The following is a 17,979-nucleotide window of genomic DNA, read 5'->3' as shown; positions in this document are numbered from 1 at the left end:
TCTCAGACGTTGAAGCCGAGCGCCCGAAGCTGCTCGCGTCCGTCATCCGTGATCTTGTCGGGACCCCACGGCGGCATCCAGACCCAGTTGATCCGCAGCTCGCTGACAAGACCGTCCGTGGCGGACTTCGCCTGGTCCTCGATGACGTCCGTCAGCGGACAGGCCGCGGAGGTCAGGGTCATGTCGACGGTGGCGATGTTCGCCGCCTCGTCGATGTGGATGCCGTAGATCAGGCCGAGATTGACGACGTCGATGCCCAGCTCGGGGTCGACGACGTCCATCAGGGCCTCACGGAGCTCCTCCTCCGAGGCCGGCTTCATCTCCACGGTGTCGCTCATGCCGTCTTCCTTTCGGCGTCGGCGCCGCCCAGCGCCTGGGCCGTCGCGTCCTTCCACGCCATCCAGCTCAGGAGGGCGCACTTGACCCGTGCCGGGTACTTGGAGACACCCGCGAACGCGACCGCGTCCTCCAGGATGTCCTCCATCGCGTCGTCGGGTTCGATCCGCCCCTTGGACTGCATCAGCTCCAGGAAGGTCTCCTGGACCTTCTGCGCATCGGCCAGGTCCTTGCCGACGAGGAGTTCGTTCAGCACGGAGGCCGAGGCCTGGCTGATGGAGCAGCCCTGGCCCTCGTACGAGACGTCCTTGATCGTCGTGCCGTCGTACTTCACGCGAAGGGTGATCTCGTCGCCGCACGTCGGGTTCACGTGGTGCACCTCGGCGTCGCCATCCCGCAAGCCCCGCCCGTGCGGGTGCTTGTAGTGGTCGAGGATGACTTCCTGGTACATGGAGTCAAGCTTCACGGTCTCAGCTCACGCCCTTCAGCCGAAGAAGTTCCGTACGTGCTCCAGCCCCTCGACCAGTGCGTCGATCTCGGTCGGCGTGGAGTACAGATAGAACGACGCTCGCGTGGTCGCAGGAATTCCGTAACGGAGGCACACCGGCCGCGCGCAGTGGTGACCCACGCGCACCGCGATGCCCTGTTCGTCGAGGACCTGGCCCACGTCGTGCGGGTGGATGTCGCCCAGCGTGAAGGAGATCGCCGCGCCTCGGTCCTCGGCCGTGGTGGGGCCGATGATCCTCAGGTCGGGCACCTCGCCCAGCCGCTTCACCGCGTACTCGGTGAGCGCGTGCTCATGGGAGAGGATCTTGTCCATGCCGATCGAGGTCAGATAGTCGATCGCCGCGCCCAGACCGACCGCCTGCGCGATCGGCGGGGTGCCCGCCTCGAACTTGTGCGGGGCGGGGGCGTACGTCGACGAGTGCATCGACACCGTCTCGATCATCTCTCCGCCGCCCAGGAACGGAGGAAGGTCCTCCAGCAGCTCCTGACGGCCCCAGAGGACGCCGATACCCGTGGGACCGCACATCTTGTGGCCGGTGAAGGCCACGAAGTCGGCCTGGAGGGCCTGGACGTCCAGCGGCATGTGCGGCGCGGCCTGCGACGCGTCGACGCAGACCAGCGCGCCAACCTCCTGGGCCCGGCGGACTATCGCGTCGACCGGGTTGACCGTGCCGAGGATGTTGGACACCAGCACAAAGGAGACGATCTTCGTCTTCTCCGTGATGATCTCGTCGATGTTCGACAGATCGAGCCGGCCGTCGTCGGTGAGGCCGAACCACTTCAGCTTCGCGCCCGTGCGCTGCGCGAGCAGCTGCCACGGCACGATGTTGGAGTGGTGCTCCATCTCCGTGATGACGATCTCGGTGTCGCGGTCCACCCGGTAGGGCTCGTCGGCCCAGCCGAGCATGTTCGCCACGAGGTTGAGCGACTCGGAGGCGTTCTTGGTGAAGATCACCTCGTCGCGGCTCGGCGCGTTGATGAACTCGGCGACCTTGTCACGCGCGCCCTCGTACAGCGCCGTGGCCTCCTCGGCGAGCACATGCACACCACGGTGGACGTTGGCGTTGTGCTGCTCGTAGTACTCGGAGAGCACGTCGAGCACCTGGCGCGGCGTCTGCGAGGTCGCCGCGTTGTCCAGGTACACGAGCTTCTTGCCGTCGTGGAGCACCCGGTCCAGGATCGGGAAGTCCTTGCGGAGTGCCTCGGTGTCGAGGAGGCCCGGCAGCTGTGTCACGCGGATGCGCCACCCTTCACGTATGCCTCGTAGCCCTCGTTCTCCAGCTTGTCCGCGAGCTCGGGGCCGCCGGACTCGACGATACGGCCGCCGGCGAACACGTGGACGTGGTCGGGCTTGATGTAGCGCAGGATGCGCGTGTAGTGCGTGATCAGCATGGTGCCGACCTCGCCGGACTCGCGCACGCGGTTGACGCCCTCGGAGACGATGCGGAGTGCGTCCACGTCCAGCCCCGAGTCGGTCTCGTCGAGGATCGCGATCTTCGGCTTGAGCAGTTCGAGCTGGAGGATCTCGTGGCGCTTCTTCTCACCGCCGGAGAAGCCCTCGTTGACGTTGCGCTCGGCGAAGGAGGGGTCCATGTGGAGACGCTCCATGGTCTCCTTGACCTCCTTCACCCAGGTGCGCAGCTTCGGGGCCTCGCCCCGGATCGCGGTGGCGGAGGTGCGCAGGAAGTTGGAGACGGAGACGCCGGGGACCTCGACCGGGTACTGCATGGCCAGGAACAGGCCCGCGCGGGCGCGCTCGTCGACGGACATCTCCAGGACGTCCTCGCCGTCGAGGGTGACGGTTCCGCCGGTGATCGTGTACTTGGGGTGACCCGCGAGCGAGTAGGCGAGGGTCGACTTGCCGGAGCCGTTGGGGCCCATGATGGCGTGCGTCTCGCCCTGCTTCACGGTGAGGTCGACGCCCTTGAGGATCTCCTTCGTGGCGTTGTCGGCCTCGACGGTGACGTGCAGGTCTCGGATTTCAAGCGTTGCCATGGGTGCCTCAGGACTCCTGGGTGAGGGAGACGAGCACGTCGTCCCCTTCGATCTTTACGGGGTATACGGGGACGGGGCGCGTCGCGGGAAGGGCGTCGGGCTTGCCGGAACGGAGGTCGAAGCGCGAGCCGTGCAGCCAGCACTCGATGTGGCAGTCGTCGACCTCGCCCTCGGACAGCGAGACGTTGGCGTGCGAGCAGATGTCGTTGATCGCGAACACCTCGCCCTCGGTCTGCACGACCGAGATCGGCGTGCCGTCGATCTCCACCCGCTTCGGGGTGTCCTCCTCCAGCTCGCTCAGGCCACAGACGCGTACGAACTTCGACGAGTCAGTCATGCGACCGACGCCTCCAGCTCCTCTTCGATCTTGGCGATCAGCCGCTCCTCGATGTCCGCGACACCGATCTGCTGGACCAGCTCGGCGAAGAAGCCGCGGACCACCAGACGGCGGGCCTCGTGCTCCGGGATACCGCGGGCCATCAGGTAGAAGAGCTGCTCGTCGTCGAAGCGGCCGGTGGCGCTGGCGTGGCCGGCGCCGACGATCTCGCCGGTCTCGATCTCCAGGTTGGGGACCGAGTCGACGCGGGCGCCGTCGGTCAGCACGAGGTTGCGGTTCATCTCGTACGTGTCCGTGCCCTCGGCCTTGGCCTCGATGAGCACGTCACCGATCCACACGGCGTGCGCGTCGTCGCCCTGGAGCGCGCCCTTGTAGACGACGTTCGACTTGCAGTGCGGGGTGTTGTGGTCGACGAAGAGCCGGTGCTCCTGGTGCTGGCCCTTGTCGGTGAAGTAGAGCCCGAAGAGCTCGGCCTCGGCGCCGGTGCCCGCGTAGGTCACCCGCGGGTGCAGACGCACCACGTCGCCGCCGAAGGTCACGACGACCGACTTGAAGGAGGCGTCCCGGCCGACGAGCGCGTTGTGCTGCGCAGCGTGCACCGCCTTGTCGTCCCAGTCCTGGACGGAGACGACGGTCAGCTTGGCGCCGTCGCCCAGGAGGTAGTCGACGTTGGCGGCGAGCACCGCGTCACCGGTGTGGTCGATGACGACGACGGCCTCGGCGAAGGCGCCCAGCTCGATCACCTGGTGGCCGTAGGCGGTCCCGCCCTGGCCCTGCACGGCGATGCGGATCGGCTCGGTGAGGACGGTCTCCTTGGGGACGGTCACGACCGAGGCCTTCTCGAAGGCGGAGTACGCCTGGGCGGCGACGCGGTCCACCGGGGCGCCCGCCTTGCCCAGACGGGCGTCGTCACGGCCGACGGTCTCGACGGTGACGCCCTCGGGGGCCTCGACGGTCACCTTCACGCCGTCGCCGTTCGCGACGGCGGTGCCGTCGTGCAGGCCGCGCAGGCGCTCCAGCGGGGTGAACCGCCATTCCTCCTCGCGGCCGTGCGGCACCGGGAAGTCCGTCACGTCGAAGGACGGCGGCGCGCTCATACGGGTGGCGACGGTCGACTCCGCGGCGACCGCGATCGAGCCGGTGGTGGTGCTGCCCACCGGTGGGGGTCCCCCCGCGCGAGCGGAGCCGAGCGTGGGGGAGTTCTGGGCCTCAGCCATGGCTGTCGTTGTGCTCTCTTCCTAAGTCAGTGGTGACCCACGGCCCGCCCCGGAAAGGCGGGCCGCCTGCTGCGGACGAGGACGGTCGTCAGCCGACCGCGCCTTCCATCTGCAGCTCGATCAGCCGGTTGAGCTCCAGCGCGTACTCCATCGGCAGCTCCTTGGCGATCGGCTCGACGAAGCCGCGCACGATCATCGCCATCGCCTCGAACTCGGAGAGGCCACGGCTCATCAGGTAGAAGAGCTGGTCCTCGGAGACCTTGGAGACGGTCGCCTCGTGGCCCATGGACACGTCGTCCTCGCGGACGTCCACGTAGGGATAGGTGTCCGAGCGGGAGATGGTGTCGACGAGCAGCGCGTCGCACAGCACGTTGGACTTGGAACCCGCGGCGCCCTCGCCGATCTCGACCAGGCCACGGTAGGAGGTACGGCCACCGCCCCGCGCCACCGACTTGGAGACGATGTTGGACGAGGTGTTCGGCGCCATGTGGACCATCTTGGAGCCGGCGTCCTGGTGCTGGCCCTCACCGGCGAAGGCGATGGACAGCGTCTCGCCCTTGGCGTGCTCACCCATCAGGTAGACGGCCGGGTACTTCATCGTCACCTTGGAGCCGATGTTGCCGTCGATCCACTCCATGGTCGCGCCCTCGTAGGCCACGGCACGCTTGGTGACCAGGTTGTAGACGTTGTTCGACCAGTTCTGGATGGTCGTGTAGCGGCAGCGGGCGTTCTTCTTGACGATGATCTCGACGACCGCGGAGTGCAGCGAGTCCGACTTGTAGATCGGGGCCGTGCAGCCCTCGACGTAGTGCACATAGGCACCCTCGTCGACGATGATCAGGGTCCGCTCGAACTGGCCCATGTTCTCCGTGTTGATGCGGAAGTAGGCCTGGAGCGGGATCTCCACGTGCACACCCGGCGGCACGTAGATGAAGGAGCCGCCGGACCACACGGCGGTGTTCAGCGAGGCGAACTTGTTGTCACCGGCCGGGATGACGGTCCCGAAGTACTCCTTGAAGAGCTCCGGGTGCTCCTTCAGCGCGGTGTCGGTGTCGAGGAAGATGACGCCCTGCTCCTCCAGGTCCTCACGGATCTGGTGGTAGACGACCTCCGACTCGTACTGGGCCGCGACACCGGCCACGAGGCGCTGCTTCTCCGCCTCGGGGATGCCGAGCTTGTCGTACGTGTTCTTGATGTCCTCGGGCAGGTCCTCCCAGGACTCCGCCTGCTTCTCCGTGGAGCGCACGAAGTACTTGATGTTGTCGAAGTCGATGCCCGACAGGTCCGAGCCCCAGTTCGGCATGGGCTTCTTCTCGAAGAGCCGCAGGCCCTTGAGGCGCAGCTTGGTCATCCACTCCGGCTCGGACTTCTTGCCGGAGATGTCACGGACGACCTCTTCGCTCAGACCGCGCTTCGCCGCGGCACCGGCCTCGTCGGAGTCGGCCCAGCCGTATTCGTACTTGCCCAGGCCCTCGAGTTCGGGGTGGGCAGTCTCCGTGGGGAGAGTCATGCGGGGTTCCTCCCGGCCGTGCTGGCAGATGCGTTGTGGGTGGTCTCGGAAATCTTCGGGGGTTCGGTCGCTCGAGGCGCCTTGGGGATGAACGTCGTGCAGACGCCGTCGCCGTGCGCGATCGTCGCCAGTCGCTGGACGTGCGTGCCGAGCAGCTCGGAGAAGATCTCCGTCTCGACCTCGCACAGCTGCGGGAACTGTTCCGCGACATGGGCGACCGGGCAGTGGTGCTGGCACAGCTGCTCGCCGACCGGGGCGCTGCGCGCCGTAGCAGCGTACCCGTCCGCACTCAGGGCCCTGGCCAGTGCTTCGGTCCGCTGATCGGGGTCGGCGGCCTCGATGGCCCGGCGGTAGGCGGTCGCCTGCTCGGCGAGCCTCGCGCGGGCGAAGGCGACGACGGCCTCGTCCCCGCCGAACCGCTCCCTGATCCAGCGCAGGGCGTCCGCGGCGAGCTTGTCGTACGACTGGTCGAAGGCGTCCCGGCCGCAGTCGGTGAGCGCGAAGACCTTGGCGGGGCGGCCTCGCGTACGCGCCCCGTACACACGCTGCTCACGCGGCTGGACGACGTCGTCCGCGACCAGGGCGTCCAGGTGACGTCGTACGGCCGCCTGGGTGAGCCCCAGCCGTCCGGCCAGGTCGGCGACGGTCGACGGGCCGTGGTCCAGGATGGACCGCGCGACCCGGTTGCGCGTGGAGCGCTCCCCGGTCGCGAGTTCCTCCTGAGGGGTCCCCGTAGGGGTCTCCCGAGCCTCGCCGACGTTTTTCACAACGCCATTGTTGCGTAATTCCTCGGAGGCTGACAAGCGACGTCCGGACCGCCCGCCGGTGCGGTACATCACTTAGGCATACCTAAGGTGACCTGCGCAAACGATCTGTGATCGATCAAACGGGTGGCGGTTCCAGGCGGCCTCCGGGAGACTCCCGGACCATGCCCACACCCCCTCCGACCGGCCCTCTTGTCACACGGGACACGGTTTTCAGCCGGCTGCGCACCCTCGGCGTCCAGCCCGGTGAGACCCTCCTCGTGCACTCCTCGCTCAGCGCGCTCGGCTGGGTCTGCGGTGGCGCCGTCGCGGTCGTCGGGGGACTGCTCGACGCCCTCGGGCCGGACGGCACGCTGGTCGTCCCCACCCAGTCGGGAGACCTTTCGGACCCGGCCCTGTGGGCCCGTCCGCCGGTACCCGAGGAGTGGTGGGACACGATCCGCGCCACGATGCCCGCCTACGACCCGCTCGTCACCCCCTCGCGCGGGGTCGGCGTGATACCGGAGACGGTCCGCGGATGGCCCGGCGCGCTGCGCAGCGCTCACCCGCAGACCTCGTTCGCGGCCGTCGGAGCGCGGGCGGCGGAGGTGGTCGCCGGACACGCCACCGACTGCCGGCTCGGAGAGCGGAGCCCGCTGGCGCGGCTGGAGGCGATGGCAGCACGCGTCCTCCTGCTGGGCGCGGGCTACGACACCTGCACCAGCTTCCATCTGGCCGAGTACCGGACCCCCTCGCCCCTGGTCCGGGTGGGACGGCCCGGACCGGACGGCTGGGAGGAGGTGACCGAGGTCTCGATCACCTCCGAGCGGTTCGACGAGCTGGGCCACGACTTCGAGCGGGACCGTCCGGTGGTCCGCGGGAAGGTGGGCGCGGCCGACGCCCGGCTCTTCCCGGTGGCGGACGCGGTGGCCTACGCCGAGCGGTGGCTGGGCGTGCACCGGCCACGCGACGAGTAGTTTTCGGACCCCCCGCTCCGGTGCCCGGCGCGCCTACCTAGACTCTGGACCCATGCGAAGTGAGCCGGTCATCCAGGTGCAGTCCCTGGTGAAGCGGTACGGCACGAAGACCGCGGTGAACGGCCTCGACCTGGTGGCCCGGCCGGGTGTCACCGCCGTACTCGGACCCAACGGGGCGGGAAAGACGACCACCGTCGAGACCTGCGAGGGATACCGGCGGCCGGACTCGGGAACGGTGCGCGTCCTCGGCCTCGACCCGGTCCGCGACGCCGCCGCGCTGCGCCCCCGCATCGGCGTGATGCTCCAGTCCGGCGGCGTCTACGCGAGCGCCCGCGCCGACGAGATGCTCCGCCACATCGCGAAGCTGCACGCACACCCCCTGGACGTGGACACGCTCATCGAGCGGCTGGGGCTCGGCAGCTGCGGACGGACGCCGTACCGGCGGCTGTCCGGCGGCCAGCAGCAGCGGCTCGCACTGGCGATGGCCGTGGTGGGCCGCCCGGAACTGGTCTTCCTGGACGAGCCCACCGCCGGCCTGGACCCGCAGGCCCGCCGGGCCACCTGGGACCTCGTACGCGATCTGCGAACCGACGGCGTCTCCGTGATCCTGACGACCCACTTCATGGACGAGGCCGAGCAGCTCTCCGACGACGTCGCGATCATCGACGCCGGCCGGGTCATCGCCCAGGGGTCCCCCGAGGAACTGTGCCGCGGGGGTGCCGAGAACACGCTGCGCTTCACCGGCCGCCCGGGCCTCGACCTGGGGTCCCTGCTCAAGGCCCTCCCCGCGGACTGCACGGCGGCGGAGCTGACGCCGGGCGCGTACCGGGTCGTCGGCAAGGTCGACCCGCAGCTGCTGGCCACGGTCACCTCCTGGTGCGCCCAGCACGGGGTGATGCCGGACCGGATCTCCGTCGAACGGCACACCCTCGAAGACGTCTTTCTGGAGCTGACGGGCAAGGAGTTGCGCTCATGACGGCGGCATGCGGGGCCTTCGGCCGGGGGTCCGGGGGTCGCCCCCCGGGAAGACACAGCCTGGAGCCGACGGGCAAGGAGTTGCGCTCATGACCAGCGCCGGTACCTACACCCCCGAGCCCGGTGCCGCGCCGCTGCCGCGGATGATCGCGGCGCAGGCCGCGCTCGAGACGAGGATGCTGCTGCGCAACGGCGAGCAGCTGCTCCTGACGGTCGTCATCCCGACGCTGCTGCTGGTCCTCTTCAGCTCCGTCGACGTCGTGGACACCGGCGCCGGCAAGGCCGTCGACTTCCTCGCTCCCGGCATCCTCGCGCTCGCCGTGATGTCCACCGCGTTCACGGGACAGGCCATCGCGACCGGGTTCGAGCGCCGCTACGGCGTGCTGAAGCGGCTCGCCTCCTCGCCGCTGCCCCGCTGGGGGCTGATGACCGCGAAGACGGCCTCCGTCCTGGTGACCGAGGTCCTCCAGGTGGTCCTGCTGACGGTCATCGCCCTCGCGCTGGGCTGGTCGCCGCACGGCAACCCGCTCGCCGTCCTGCTCCTGCTGGTCCTCGGTACGGCGGCCTTCTCCGGTCTCGGCCTGCTGATGGCCGGCACGCTGAAGGCGGAGGCGACCCTGGCCGCCGCCAACCTGGTCTTCCTGCTGCTGCTCGTCGGCGGCGGTGTGATCGTGCCGCTGGACAAGTTCCCCCCCGGCGCCCAGGACGTGCTGGGCCTGCTCCCGATCTCCGCCCTGTCGGACGGCCTGCGGGACGTGCTCCAGCACGGGGCGGGCACGCCCTGGGGCGACCTGGGGATCCTCGCGGTGTGGGCCGTCGCCGGGCTGGCCGCGGCGGGCCGGTTCTTCCGCTGGGAGTGACACCCGAGAGCCGCGGGGGTGACGCTGCCGCCTGCGGGAGGCCGACCCCTCGTGAAAGCGTGCACAAGCGGACCCCTACCATGAAGGGCGTGCCAAACGTGACCCGCGCCGATGCCGTAGCGGCCGTGCGCAACCCGCTCGCCTTCATCGCCGCACGCTGGACCCCCGATCCCCGGACGGTCAGGCGGGCGGCGCTCGCCGCGCTCGTCATGTCGGTGGTCATCGTGGTCACCGGCGGTGCCGTACGCCTGACCGGCTCCGGGCTCGGCTGCCCGACCTGGCCGCAGTGCACGGACGACTCGCTGACCACGACCAGCGCCATGGGCGTGCACGGCGCCATCGAGTTCGGCAACCGCATGCTGACGTACGTGCTGTGCGCGGCGGTCGGCTGGGCGATCGTCGCCGCCCGCTCGCAGAAGCCGTGGCGACGGGGCCTCACGCGGCTCGGCTGGGCGCAGTTCTGGATCGTCATGAGCAACGCGGTCCTCGGTGGGATCGTGGTGCTCGTCGGCCTCAACCCGTACACCGTCGCCGCGCACTTCCTGCTCTCCACCGCGCTCATCACCGTGGCCGCGGTCATGTGGCAGCGCACCCGGGAAGGGGACGGGGAGCCCCGCCCGCTGGTCGGCAAGGCCGTGCAGCAGCTGGTGTGGTTCCTCGTGACAGCCTCGGCGCTGCTGATCGCGGTGGGCACGGTGGTCACGGGTGCGGGACCGCACGCGGGCGACTCCAGGGAGGTCGCGCGCATCGACATCGACTGGGAGACCGTCGCCAAGCTGCATGCCGTGCTCGCGTGGATCGTGGTGACGCTGACCTTCGCTCTCTGGTTCGTCCTCAGGGCGGTCGACGCGCCCAAGGGCCCGCTGCACCGCACACGCGATCTGTTCCTGATCCTGCTGGGCCAGGGTGTGATCGGCTATGTGCAGTACTTCACGCATCTGCCGGAGCTGCTGGTGGCGCTGCACATGTTCGGGTCCTGCCTGGTGTGGATAGGGGTGCTGCGGGTGCTGCTGTCGCTGCGTGAGCGCCCCGAGGTGACGGCGGGACTTCCGGGTCCCTCGGCGGAGTCGGCCCTTACGGCGGCGTGAGTCGGGAAGGCCGGGAGCCACCGCGCGCACCGCTCCCGGCCGCCTGACGGGGGTACGGGCAGTCGGGCCCGCACACCGCCCTGCTCACGGGCGCACGGATCATGTCAGGCCGTACACCCGCCGGGCGTTGCCCGCGGCGATCATCTCCGCCACCCGCTGTGCGTCCTCCAGCGACCATGCGCCCTCGGAGACCCAGCCGCCCAGCACCCGGGAGAGCGCCTCGCGGAACAGGCGGGCGCCGATCACATGCAGCTCGGGCAGGCCGTGGGCGCCGCTGGAGAAGAGGAGCTTGCCGAAGGGGGCCAGTTCCAGGAGTTCCGCCAGGACGGCTACGGCCCGGGCCCCCGTGCGGGCGAGCGCCGCGCCCAGGTCGGCGTACACATGCGGGAACACCCCCGCCAGATGCGCCGCGTGCCGGTGGTACGGATAGCCGTGCAGCAGCACCAGGTCCGTGCCGAGCCCGGCCGTGGCGCGTACGAAGTCGGTGAGCAGGACCGGGTCGGTGCGGTCGATGCGCAGGCCCGGTTCGCCGAGCCCCGCGTGGAGCTGGATCGGGCGGCCCGAGGCCACCGCGCTCCACAGCAGATGACGGAGCAGAACCGGATCCGCCAGGGCGCCGCCCACCCGGCGGCCGGCGAGCCAGCGGCCGGCCGCGCCCCGCACCTCTCCCGGCCCCGGCGGCTCCGGCGCCAGCGCCAGACCGTGCCGTACACCCGCGAGGGAGGTGAACGCCACCGCGTGCGCCGCCGCCCCGTGGATCGACTCGGCGAGATTGGCGAGAAACGCCTCGACCGTGCCGGAGGTGTCGGCCACCTGCTCGGCGAGCAGCTCCAGGCGGACGATCTCATGCGCCTCGGCGTCCCCCGCCGACGCCATCTCGGCGGGCCCGGTCAGATCGCCGGGCAGCCCGGTGTCGACCAGATAGGTGGTGATGCCGCTGCCCCGCAGCAGTCTGCGCCCCGCCTCCAGGACGCCGAGTTCGCGGCGCCGGGCCAGATAGCGAGCGGGCGGGCAGTGCGGTTCCAGGCCGAGCAGCGGCGGGCACCAGCGGCGTACGGCGAAACCGGTCTGGGTGTCGAAGAGGGTGGTGCCGGCGGCGGGCGGCCCCTCGGTGCGGGCGAGGTGGGCCTCGAACGTGCCGAGGCCCAGCTCGGTGCGGAGCACGCCGTGGCAGTACTGGTCCACCAGGGACGGCGTTTCGATCATCCGGACTCCCCGCGACTGGACCGTTCCTTCGAAGGTCCTAACGGGTGAACCGGCGTGAAGTGTTGCTCTCAGGCGGTTCGCTTGCCGCCCACCTGGATCCCCGCCATCCGCGTCCACTCGTACGGGCCGGTCTTCACCTTGCCCGCGAACTCGCCGTCGAAGGCCTCGTGGACGGTGATTCCGGCCTTCTGCACCGCCTTCTCGGCGATGTCGTACGTCGGCGCGACGAGGTCGCCCCAGCCGCCGTCCTCGCCGACGAGCACGATCCGGGCGCCGCGCTCCCCGATGTACGCCACCTGGCCCTCGGCACCGCCGTGCGCCTTGGCGAAGGCGTTGATCTCCTTGGCGAGCCGGGCCGCCCTGCGCTCGGCCTTGGCGGCCTGCTTGGCCCCGATGGCCTCGTCAACCTGCTGCGTGTCTGCCATGGCCAGGATGCTACCGACGAGTAGATCAAACGGCGACGGGAGGGGTGCGTGGCTTTGACCACGCTCCCCCGGCCTCTCGGCTTCGCTCGCTACCGCAGGAAGGGGTCGACGGCCACCGCGACGAACAGCAGCGAGACATAGGTGATGCTCCAGTGGAAGAGGCGCATCTCCTTCAGTTTTACGCCCGTGGTCTCCGCCTTCGCGCGGTTCTGCAGCGCGTGCGCCTCCCACAGCCACCAGCCGCCGGCCGCGAGGGCGACCACCGTGTAGAACCATCCCGTGTAGCCGAGCGGGGTGAGCAGCAGCGACACCGCGACCATCACCCAGCTGTAGACGACGATCTGCCGGGCGACCACCTTGTTGGAGGCGATGACCGGCAGCATCGGCACGCCCACGCGCGCGTAGTCGTCCTTCACCTTCATGGACAGCGGCCAGTAGTGCGGCGGCGTCCAGAAGAACATGACGAGGAAGAGAACGACCGGCGCCCATGAAAGGGAGTCGGTGACGGACGACCAGCCGATGAGGACGGGCAGGCAGCCGGCGATGCCGCCCCACACGATGTTCTGCGACGTACGCCGCTTGAGGATCATCGTGTAGACGACGACGTAGAAGAGCAGCGCTCCGAGCGACAGCCAGGCGGACAGCCAGTTGACGGTAAATCCGAACAGCAGCGTCGAGACGACCGCCAGCGTGATACCGAAGGCGAGGCACTCACGGGGGCTCACCATGCCGGTGACCAGGGGACGCTGCGAGGTGCGTTCCATGAGCGCGTCGATGTCGCGGTCGATGTACATGTTCAGCGCGTTGGCGCCGCCCGCGGAGAGATAGCCGCCGATGCAGGTGAGCAGCACCAGTCTCAGACTCGGCACGCCCTGCTGGGCGAGGAACATCACCGGGACGGTGGTGATCAAGAGCAGTTCGATGATCCGCGGCTTGGTCAGCGCCACGAACGCCTTGACACGGGCCCCAAACGGCCGCTGGCCCCGGCTGCTGCTCGTTTCGAGCACTCCCGGCGGACGGGATTCGACGGCCGTCACGTACACCCCTGACAGAGACATCCCAGCGAGCCCGGGCTGTGAACTTGCGGTAAAGGCTCGCGCGTACCCACGCAACTTTAGACGTTGCCCCGAGCCCGCCCTTCGCGGGGGTGGGTCGTGTTGGAGCCGTCGCCCGGTGCCCGCGTGAGCTGCGGGGCGCACCCGCCGGATCGGCCGAGAGGCGGGAAAAGCACGAGCCGGGTACCGCTCGATTGAGCAGTCGGATGAGCGGCCCCGTATTCATTTGCCGAATAGCGTTCCGGCCGGTCGGGAGGCGGATCGTGGCGACTCCCGGCAGTCTGGAATGACTCGAAAAGACGCACGTACTCACGGGGGTAGGCTCAGCAGCGGCCGGTGGCGCCCAGGGCACCGGCATTCGACATGTGGAGAGGAGCCCTGACTCAGGGTGAGCACCAAGCCGACCACCACAGACCTCGAGTGGACCGAGTTGGACCAGCGGGCCGTGGACACCGCCCGCGTCCTGGCCGCCGATGCCGTACAGAAGGTCGGTAACGGCCATCCGGGTACGGCGATGAGCCTGGCTCCGGCCGCCTACACCCTCTTCCAGAAGGTGATGCGCCACGACCCGGCGGATCCCGGTTGGGTGGGGCGCGACCGCTTCGTGCTGTCCGCCGGCCACTCGTCCCTGACCCTCTACACCCAGCTCTACCTGGCCGGTTTCGGTCTGGAACTGGACGATCTGAAGACGTTCCGCACCTGGGGCTCGAAGACCCCGGGGCACCCGGAGTACGGGCACACCAAGGGTGTGGAGACGACGACCGGCCCGCTGGGTCAGGGTGTGGCCAACGCGGTGGGCATGGCGATGGCCGCCCGTTACGAGCGCGGCCTGTTCGACCCGGACGCCCCGCAGGGCGCTTCGCCCTTCGACCACTTCATCTACTGCATCGCCGGTGACGGCTGTCTTCAGGAGGGCATCTCCGCGGAGGCGTCCTCGCTGGCCGGCCACCAGAAGCTCGGCAACCTGATCCTGCTGTGGGACGACAACCACATCTCGATCGAGGGCGACACCGAGACCGCGGTCTCCGAGGACACGGTCAAGCGGTACGAGGCGTACGGCTGGCATGTGCAGCGCGTGGCGCCGAAGCCGGACGGCGACCTGGACCCGAACGCGATCTACGACGCGATCGAGGAGGCCAAGAAGGTCACGGACCGGCCGTCCTTCATCGCGATGCGCTCGATCATCGCCTGGCCCGCCCCCAACGCGCAGAACACCGAGGCGGCACACGGCTCCGCGCTGGGCGAGGAAGAGGTCGCGGCCACCAAGCGCGTCCTCGGCTTCGACCCCGAGAAGGACTTCGAGGTCGCGGACGAGGTCCTGGCGCACACCCGCAAGGCGCTGGACCGGGGGCGTGAGGCCAAGGCCGAGTGGGAGAAGAGCCTCCAGGAGTGGCGGTCCGGCAACCCGGAGCGCGCCGCCGAGTTCGACCGCATCAGCAAGGGCGAACTGCCCACGGGCTGGGAGGAGAAGCTCCCGGTCTTCGAGGCGGGCAAGGCGGTGGCCACCCGCGCCGCCTCCGGCAAGGTGCTCCAGGCCCTGGGCGCGATCATCCCCGAACTGTGGGGCGGCTCGGCCGACCTGGCCGGCTCCAACAACACCACCATCGACAAGAACAGCTCCTTCCTGCCGGCGGACAACCCGCTGCCGGAGGCCGAGCCGTACGGGCGCACGATCCACTTCGGTATCCGTGAGCACTCCATGGCCGCGGAGATGAACGGCATCACGCTGCACGGCAACACCCGCGTCTACGGCGGCACCTTCCTGGTGTTCTCCGACTACATGCGCAACGCCGTGCGTCTGTCGGCCCTGATGCACCTGCCGGTGACGTACGTGTGGACGCACGACTCCATCGGTCTGGGCGAGGACGGCCCGACCCACCAGCCCGTCGAGCACCTGGCCAGCCTGCGCGCCATCCCGGGCCTGAACATCGTCCGCCCGGCCGACGCCAACGAGACCGCGATCGCCTGGCGCGAGATCATGCGCCGCTGGACCAAGGAGTTCGGCAAGGGCGCCCCGCACGGTCTCGCGCTGACCCGTCAGGGCGTGCCCACGTACGAGCCCAACGAGGACACCGTGCGCGGCGGTTATGTGCTGGCCGAGGCCGAGGGCGGCGAGCCCCGGGTGATCCTCATCGCCACCGGTTCCGAGGTGCATGTGGCCGTCGAGGCCCGTGAGCAGCTCCAGGCCGAGGGCATCCCGACGCGGGTCGTGTCGATGCCGTCGGTGGAGTGGTTCGAGGAGCAGGACCAGGGGTACCGGGACAGCGTCCTGCCGCCGTCGGTGAAGGCACGGGTCGCGGTCGAGGCGGGGATCGGCCTCACCTGGCACCGTTTCGTCGGGGATGCGGGCCGCATCGTTTCCCTGGAGCACTTCGGTGCTTCGGCCGACGGAAAGGTGCTCTTCCGCGAGTTCGGATTCACTCCCGAGAACGTCGCATCCGCCGCCCGGGAATCGATCGCCGCAGCCCAGCGCTGACGCTCATATACAACACGTAGGAGATGCATTTCCCATGACAGACGCACTCAAGCGCCTCTCCGAGGAAGGCGTCGCGATCTGGCTGGACGACCTGTCGCGCAAGCGGATCACGTCCGGTAACCTCGCCGAACTGATCGACCAGCAGCACGTGGTGGGCGTCACCACGAACCCGACGATCTTCCAGAAGGCGATCTCGTCGGGCGACGGTTACGAGCAGCAGCTCACCGACCTCGCCGCCCGCAAGGTCACGGTCGAAGAGGCGATCCGCATGATCACCACGGCGGACGTCCGGGACGCCGCCGACATCCTGCGTCCGGTCTTCGACGCCACGCAGGGTCAGGACGGCCGCGTGTCGATCGAGGTCGACCCGCGCCTGGCGCACAACACCCGGGCCACCGTCGCCGAGGCCAGGCAGCTGGCCTGGCTGGTCGACCGCCCGAACACGCTCATCAAGATCCCGGCCACCGAGGCGGGTCTCCCGGCGATCACCGAGACCATCGCCAACGGCATCAGCGTCAACGTCACGCTGATCTTCTCGCTGGACCGCTACCGCAAGGTCATGGACGCCTACCTGACCGGCCTGGAGAAGGCCAAGGAGCGCGGCCTGGACCTGTCCAAGATCCACTCGGTGGCGTCCTTCTTCGTGTCCCGTGTGGACACCGAGATCGACAAGCGGATCGAGGCGCTCGGCACCCCCGAGGCCAAGGCGCTGCGCGGCAAGGCGGCCGTCGCCAACGCGCGACTCGCCTACCAGGCGTACGAGGAGGTCTTCAGCGGCGACCGCTGGGACGCCCTGGACAAGGCGCAGGCCAACAAGCAGCGTCCGCTGTGGGCGTCCACGGGTGTCAAGGACCCGGCCTACAAGGACACCATGTACGTCGAGGAACTGGTGGCGCCGAACACGGTGAACACCATGCCGGAGGCCACCCTGCTGGCCACCGAGGACCACGGCGAGATCACCGGAGACACCATCACCGGCACCTACGAGCAGGCGCGCGCCGACCTCGACGCGATCGAGAAGCTCGGGATCTCGTACGACGACGTGGTCCAGCTCCTGGAGGACGAGGGCGTCGACAAGTTCGAGGCCTCCTGGAACGACCTCCTGAAGTCGACCGAGGCGGAACTCGAGCGCCTCGCCCCCTCGGAGGGCTGAGATCTTGACATCCGTACACGGAGCGAACCCGCTTCGTGACGCCGCGGACCGACGGCTCCCGCGTATCGCGGGGCCGTCGGGCCTGGTCATCTTTGGCGTTACGGGCGATTTGTCACGTAAAAAGCTGATGCCTGCGGTTTACGACCTGGCCAACCGCGGCCTGCTGCCGCCGGGCTTCTCGCTCGTCGGCTTCGCCCGCCGCGAATGGAAGGACGAGGACTTCGCGAAGGAGGTCCACGACGCGGTCAAGGAGCACGCCCGCACCCCCTTCCGTGAGGAGGTCTGGCAGCAGCTCATCCAGGGCATGCGCTTCGTCCAGGGCACCTTCGACGACGACGACGCGTTCGAGCGGCTGCGCGCCACCATCGAGGAGCTGGACAAGGCCCAGGGCACGGGAGGCAACTTCGCCTTCTACCTCTCGGTGCCGCCGCGGTCCTTCCCCGTCGTCATCCAGCAGCTGAAGAAGCACGGCCTGGCCGACCCCCCGGAGGGCTCCTGGCGCCGGGCCGTCATCGAGAAGCCCTTCGGCCACGACCTGAAGTCGGCCGAGGAGCTCAACAAGGTCGTGCACGAGGTCTTCGCCCCGGACCAGGTCTTCCGCATCGACCACTACCTGGGCAAGGAGACCGTCCAGAACATCCTGGCGCTGCGCTTCGCCAACCAGCTGTTCGAGCCGGTCTGGAACAGGTCGTACGTCGACCATGTCCAGATCACGATGGCGGAGGACATCGGCATCGGCGGCCGGGCCGGCTACTACGACGGCATCGGCGCCGCCCGGGACGTCATCCAGAACCACCTGCTCCAGCTGATGGCGCTCACGGCCATGGAGGAGCCCTCCTCCTTCGACGCGGACGCGCTCGCCGCCGAGAAGACCAAGGTCCTCGGAGCCGTCCGGCTGCCCAGGGACCTCGGCCGCGCCACGGTGTTCGGGCAGTACGCGGCCGGCTGGCAGGGCGGCGAGAAGGTCATCGGGTACCTCCAGGAGGAGGGCATCGACCCGCAGTCGAAGACCGACACCTACGCCGCGGTCAAGCTGGGGGTGGACAACCGCCGCTGGGCGGGCGTCCCCTTCTATCTGCGCACCGGCAAGCGGCTGGGACGCCGGGTCACCGAGATCGC

The 17,979-nt window shown here is 69.3% G+C and carries 18 protein-coding genes; 7 read left to right on the top strand and 11 right to left on the bottom strand.

Annotation, left to right across the window (positions count from 1 at the left end):
• Positions 1-2 precede the first annotated feature (2 nt).
• From LZ604_RS19910 to LZ604_RS19875, 8 genes are all read right to left on the bottom strand, one after another.
• Positions 3-338: a metal-sulfur cluster assembly factor gene (locus LZ604_RS19910; RefSeq protein WP_234516749.1), complete on the bottom strand. Its 336-nt coding sequence runs from the start codon at positions 336-338 to the stop codon at positions 3-5.
• Complete coding sequence (gene sufU, locus LZ604_RS19905) at positions 335-802, bottom strand: Fe-S cluster assembly sulfur transfer protein SufU (protein ID WP_234516748.1); 468 nt, start codon at positions 800-802, stop codon at positions 335-337. The genes LZ604_RS19910 and sufU overlap by 4 nt, the downstream gene beginning before the upstream one ends.
• 18 nt (positions 803-820) lie before the next feature.
• Positions 821-2,077 carry a cysteine desulfurase gene (locus tag LZ604_RS19900; protein WP_234516747.1) on the bottom strand — a complete coding sequence of 419 codons (1,257 nt, stop codon included), beginning with the start codon at positions 2,075-2,077 and terminating at the stop codon, positions 821-823.
• Positions 2,074-2,838, bottom strand: a complete 765-nt coding sequence (gene sufC, locus LZ604_RS19895) for a Fe-S cluster assembly ATPase SufC (protein ID WP_234516746.1) — start codon at positions 2,836-2,838, stop codon at positions 2,074-2,076. The genes LZ604_RS19900 and sufC overlap by 4 nt, the downstream gene beginning before the upstream one ends.
• A gap of 7 nt (positions 2,839-2,845) precedes the next feature.
• Entirely contained in the window at positions 2,846-3,175 is a 330-nt protein-coding gene (locus LZ604_RS19890; RefSeq protein ID WP_234516745.1) for a non-heme iron oxygenase ferredoxin subunit, read from the bottom strand.
• Positions 3,172-4,392 carry a Fe-S cluster assembly protein SufD gene (gene sufD / locus LZ604_RS19885; RefSeq protein WP_234516744.1) on the bottom strand — a complete coding sequence of 407 codons (1,221 nt, stop codon included), beginning with the start codon at positions 4,390-4,392 and terminating at the stop codon, positions 3,172-3,174. Before sufD ends, LZ604_RS19890 begins: the two co-directional genes overlap by 4 nt.
• A gap of 88 nt (positions 4,393-4,480) precedes the next feature.
• Positions 4,481-5,902 carry a Fe-S cluster assembly protein SufB gene (gene sufB, locus LZ604_RS19880; protein ID WP_234516743.1) on the bottom strand — a complete coding sequence of 474 codons (1,422 nt, stop codon included), beginning with the start codon at positions 5,900-5,902 and terminating at the stop codon, positions 4,481-4,483.
• On the bottom strand, positions 5,899-6,669 hold the full coding sequence (locus LZ604_RS19875) for a helix-turn-helix transcriptional regulator (RefSeq protein ID WP_234516742.1): 771 nt from the start codon (positions 6,667-6,669) through the stop codon (positions 5,899-5,901). The genes sufB and LZ604_RS19875 overlap by 4 nt, the downstream gene beginning before the upstream one ends.
• 161 nt (positions 6,670-6,830) lie before the next feature.
• Between LZ604_RS19875 and LZ604_RS19870 the strand changes: the two genes are divergently transcribed.
• The 4 genes from LZ604_RS19870 to LZ604_RS19855 all read left to right on the top strand — a co-directional run bounded on the left by LZ604_RS19870 (position 6,831) and on the right by LZ604_RS19855 (position 10,545).
• Positions 6,831-7,622 (top strand): AAC(3) family N-acetyltransferase, encoded by a 792-nt coding sequence (locus LZ604_RS19870; RefSeq protein ID WP_234516741.1) that lies wholly within the window; start codon positions 6,831-6,833, stop codon positions 7,620-7,622.
• A 52-nt stretch (positions 7,623-7,674) separates the two neighbouring features.
• A complete protein-coding gene (locus LZ604_RS19865) occupies positions 7,675-8,598 on the top strand; it encodes an ABC transporter ATP-binding protein (RefSeq protein ID WP_234516740.1) in 924 nt (307 codons plus the stop codon).
• An 88-nt stretch (positions 8,599-8,686) separates the two neighbouring features.
• A complete protein-coding gene (locus LZ604_RS19860; RefSeq protein WP_234516739.1) occupies positions 8,687-9,457 on the top strand; it encodes an ABC transporter permease in 771 nt (256 codons plus the stop codon).
• A gap of 80 nt (positions 9,458-9,537) precedes the next feature.
• Positions 9,538-10,545 carry a COX15/CtaA family protein gene (locus tag LZ604_RS19855; protein WP_234516738.1) on the top strand — a complete coding sequence of 336 codons (1,008 nt, stop codon included), beginning with the start codon at positions 9,538-9,540 and terminating at the stop codon, positions 10,543-10,545.
• A gap of 99 nt (positions 10,546-10,644) precedes the next feature.
• Here LZ604_RS19855 and LZ604_RS19850 read toward each other — a convergent pair whose 3' ends face one another.
• The 3 genes from LZ604_RS19850 to LZ604_RS19840 form a co-directional block, all read right to left on the bottom strand.
• Positions 10,645-11,751, bottom strand: a complete 1,107-nt coding sequence (locus LZ604_RS19850) for an amidohydrolase family protein (RefSeq protein WP_234516737.1) — start codon at positions 11,749-11,751, stop codon at positions 10,645-10,647.
• Between the two features lie 68 nt (positions 11,752-11,819).
• Positions 11,820-12,176 carry a hypothetical protein gene (locus LZ604_RS19845; RefSeq protein ID WP_234516736.1) on the bottom strand — a complete coding sequence of 119 codons (357 nt, stop codon included), beginning with the start codon at positions 12,174-12,176 and terminating at the stop codon, positions 11,820-11,822.
• 89 nt (positions 12,177-12,265) lie between these two features.
• Positions 12,266-13,219, bottom strand: coding sequence for a heme o synthase (locus LZ604_RS19840; protein ID WP_234516858.1), 954 nt, complete (start codon positions 13,217-13,219; stop codon positions 12,266-12,268).
• Between the two features lie 400 nt (positions 13,220-13,619).
• On the opposite strand from LZ604_RS19840, the gene tkt reads away from it, so the two are divergent.
• From tkt to zwf, 3 genes are all read left to right on the top strand, one after another.
• Positions 13,620-15,707 carry a transketolase gene (tkt, locus tag LZ604_RS19835; protein WP_234516735.1) on the top strand — a complete coding sequence of 696 codons (2,088 nt, stop codon included), beginning with the start codon at positions 13,620-13,622 and terminating at the stop codon, positions 15,705-15,707.
• Positions 15,708-15,741: 34 nt separating this feature from the next.
• Positions 15,742-16,860 (top strand): transaldolase, encoded by a 1,119-nt coding sequence (tal, locus tag LZ604_RS19830; protein WP_234516734.1) that lies wholly within the window; start codon positions 15,742-15,744, stop codon positions 16,858-16,860.
• Between the two features lie 4 nt (positions 16,861-16,864).
• On the top strand, positions 16,865-17,979 hold a 1,115-nt coding region (gene zwf, locus LZ604_RS19825), incomplete at its 3' end, for a glucose-6-phosphate dehydrogenase (RefSeq protein WP_234516733.1).

Source organism: Streptomyces glomeratus (assembly GCF_021462825.1).
GTDB lineage: Bacteria > Actinomycetota > Actinomycetes > Streptomycetales > Streptomycetaceae > Streptomyces > Streptomyces glomeratus.
The sequence above is the reverse complement of the archived record's forward strand: the minus strand, read 5'-3'. Positions and strand labels throughout refer to the sequence as shown.

Coding starts and splice junctions, on each gene's coding strand:
- LZ604_RS19910 (WP_234516749.1), bottom strand. CDS start 338: ATGAGCGACACCGTGGAGATGAAGCCGGCCTCGGAGGAGGAGCTCCGT.
- sufC (WP_234516746.1), bottom strand. CDS start 2,838: ATGGCAACGCTTGAAATCCGAGACCTGCACGTCACCGTCGAGGCCGAC.
- LZ604_RS19890 (WP_234516745.1), bottom strand. CDS start 3,175: ATGACTGACTCGTCGAAGTTCGTACGCGTCTGTGGCCTGAGCGAGCTG.
- sufD (WP_234516744.1), bottom strand. CDS start 4,392: ATGGCTGAGGCCCAGAACTCCCCCACGCTCGGCTCCGCTCGCGCGGGG.
- sufB (WP_234516743.1), bottom strand. CDS start 5,902: ATGACTCTCCCCACGGAGACTGCCCACCCCGAACTCGAGGGCCTGGGC.
- LZ604_RS19870 (WP_234516741.1), top strand. CDS start 6,831: ATGCCCACACCCCCTCCGACCGGCCCTCTTGTCACACGGGACACGGTT.
- LZ604_RS19865 (WP_234516740.1), top strand. CDS start 7,675: ATGCGAAGTGAGCCGGTCATCCAGGTGCAGTCCCTGGTGAAGCGGTAC.
- LZ604_RS19860 (WP_234516739.1), top strand. CDS start 8,687: ATGACCAGCGCCGGTACCTACACCCCCGAGCCCGGTGCCGCGCCGCTG.
- LZ604_RS19855 (WP_234516738.1), top strand. CDS start 9,538: ATGAAGGGCGTGCCAAACGTGACCCGCGCCGATGCCGTAGCGGCCGTG.
- LZ604_RS19850 (WP_234516737.1), bottom strand. CDS start 11,751: ATGATCGAAACGCCGTCCCTGGTGGACCAGTACTGCCACGGCGTGCTC.
- LZ604_RS19845 (WP_234516736.1), bottom strand. CDS start 12,176: ATGGCAGACACGCAGCAGGTTGACGAGGCCATCGGGGCCAAGCAGGCC.
- tal (WP_234516734.1), top strand. CDS start 15,742: ATGACAGACGCACTCAAGCGCCTCTCCGAGGAAGGCGTCGCGATCTGG.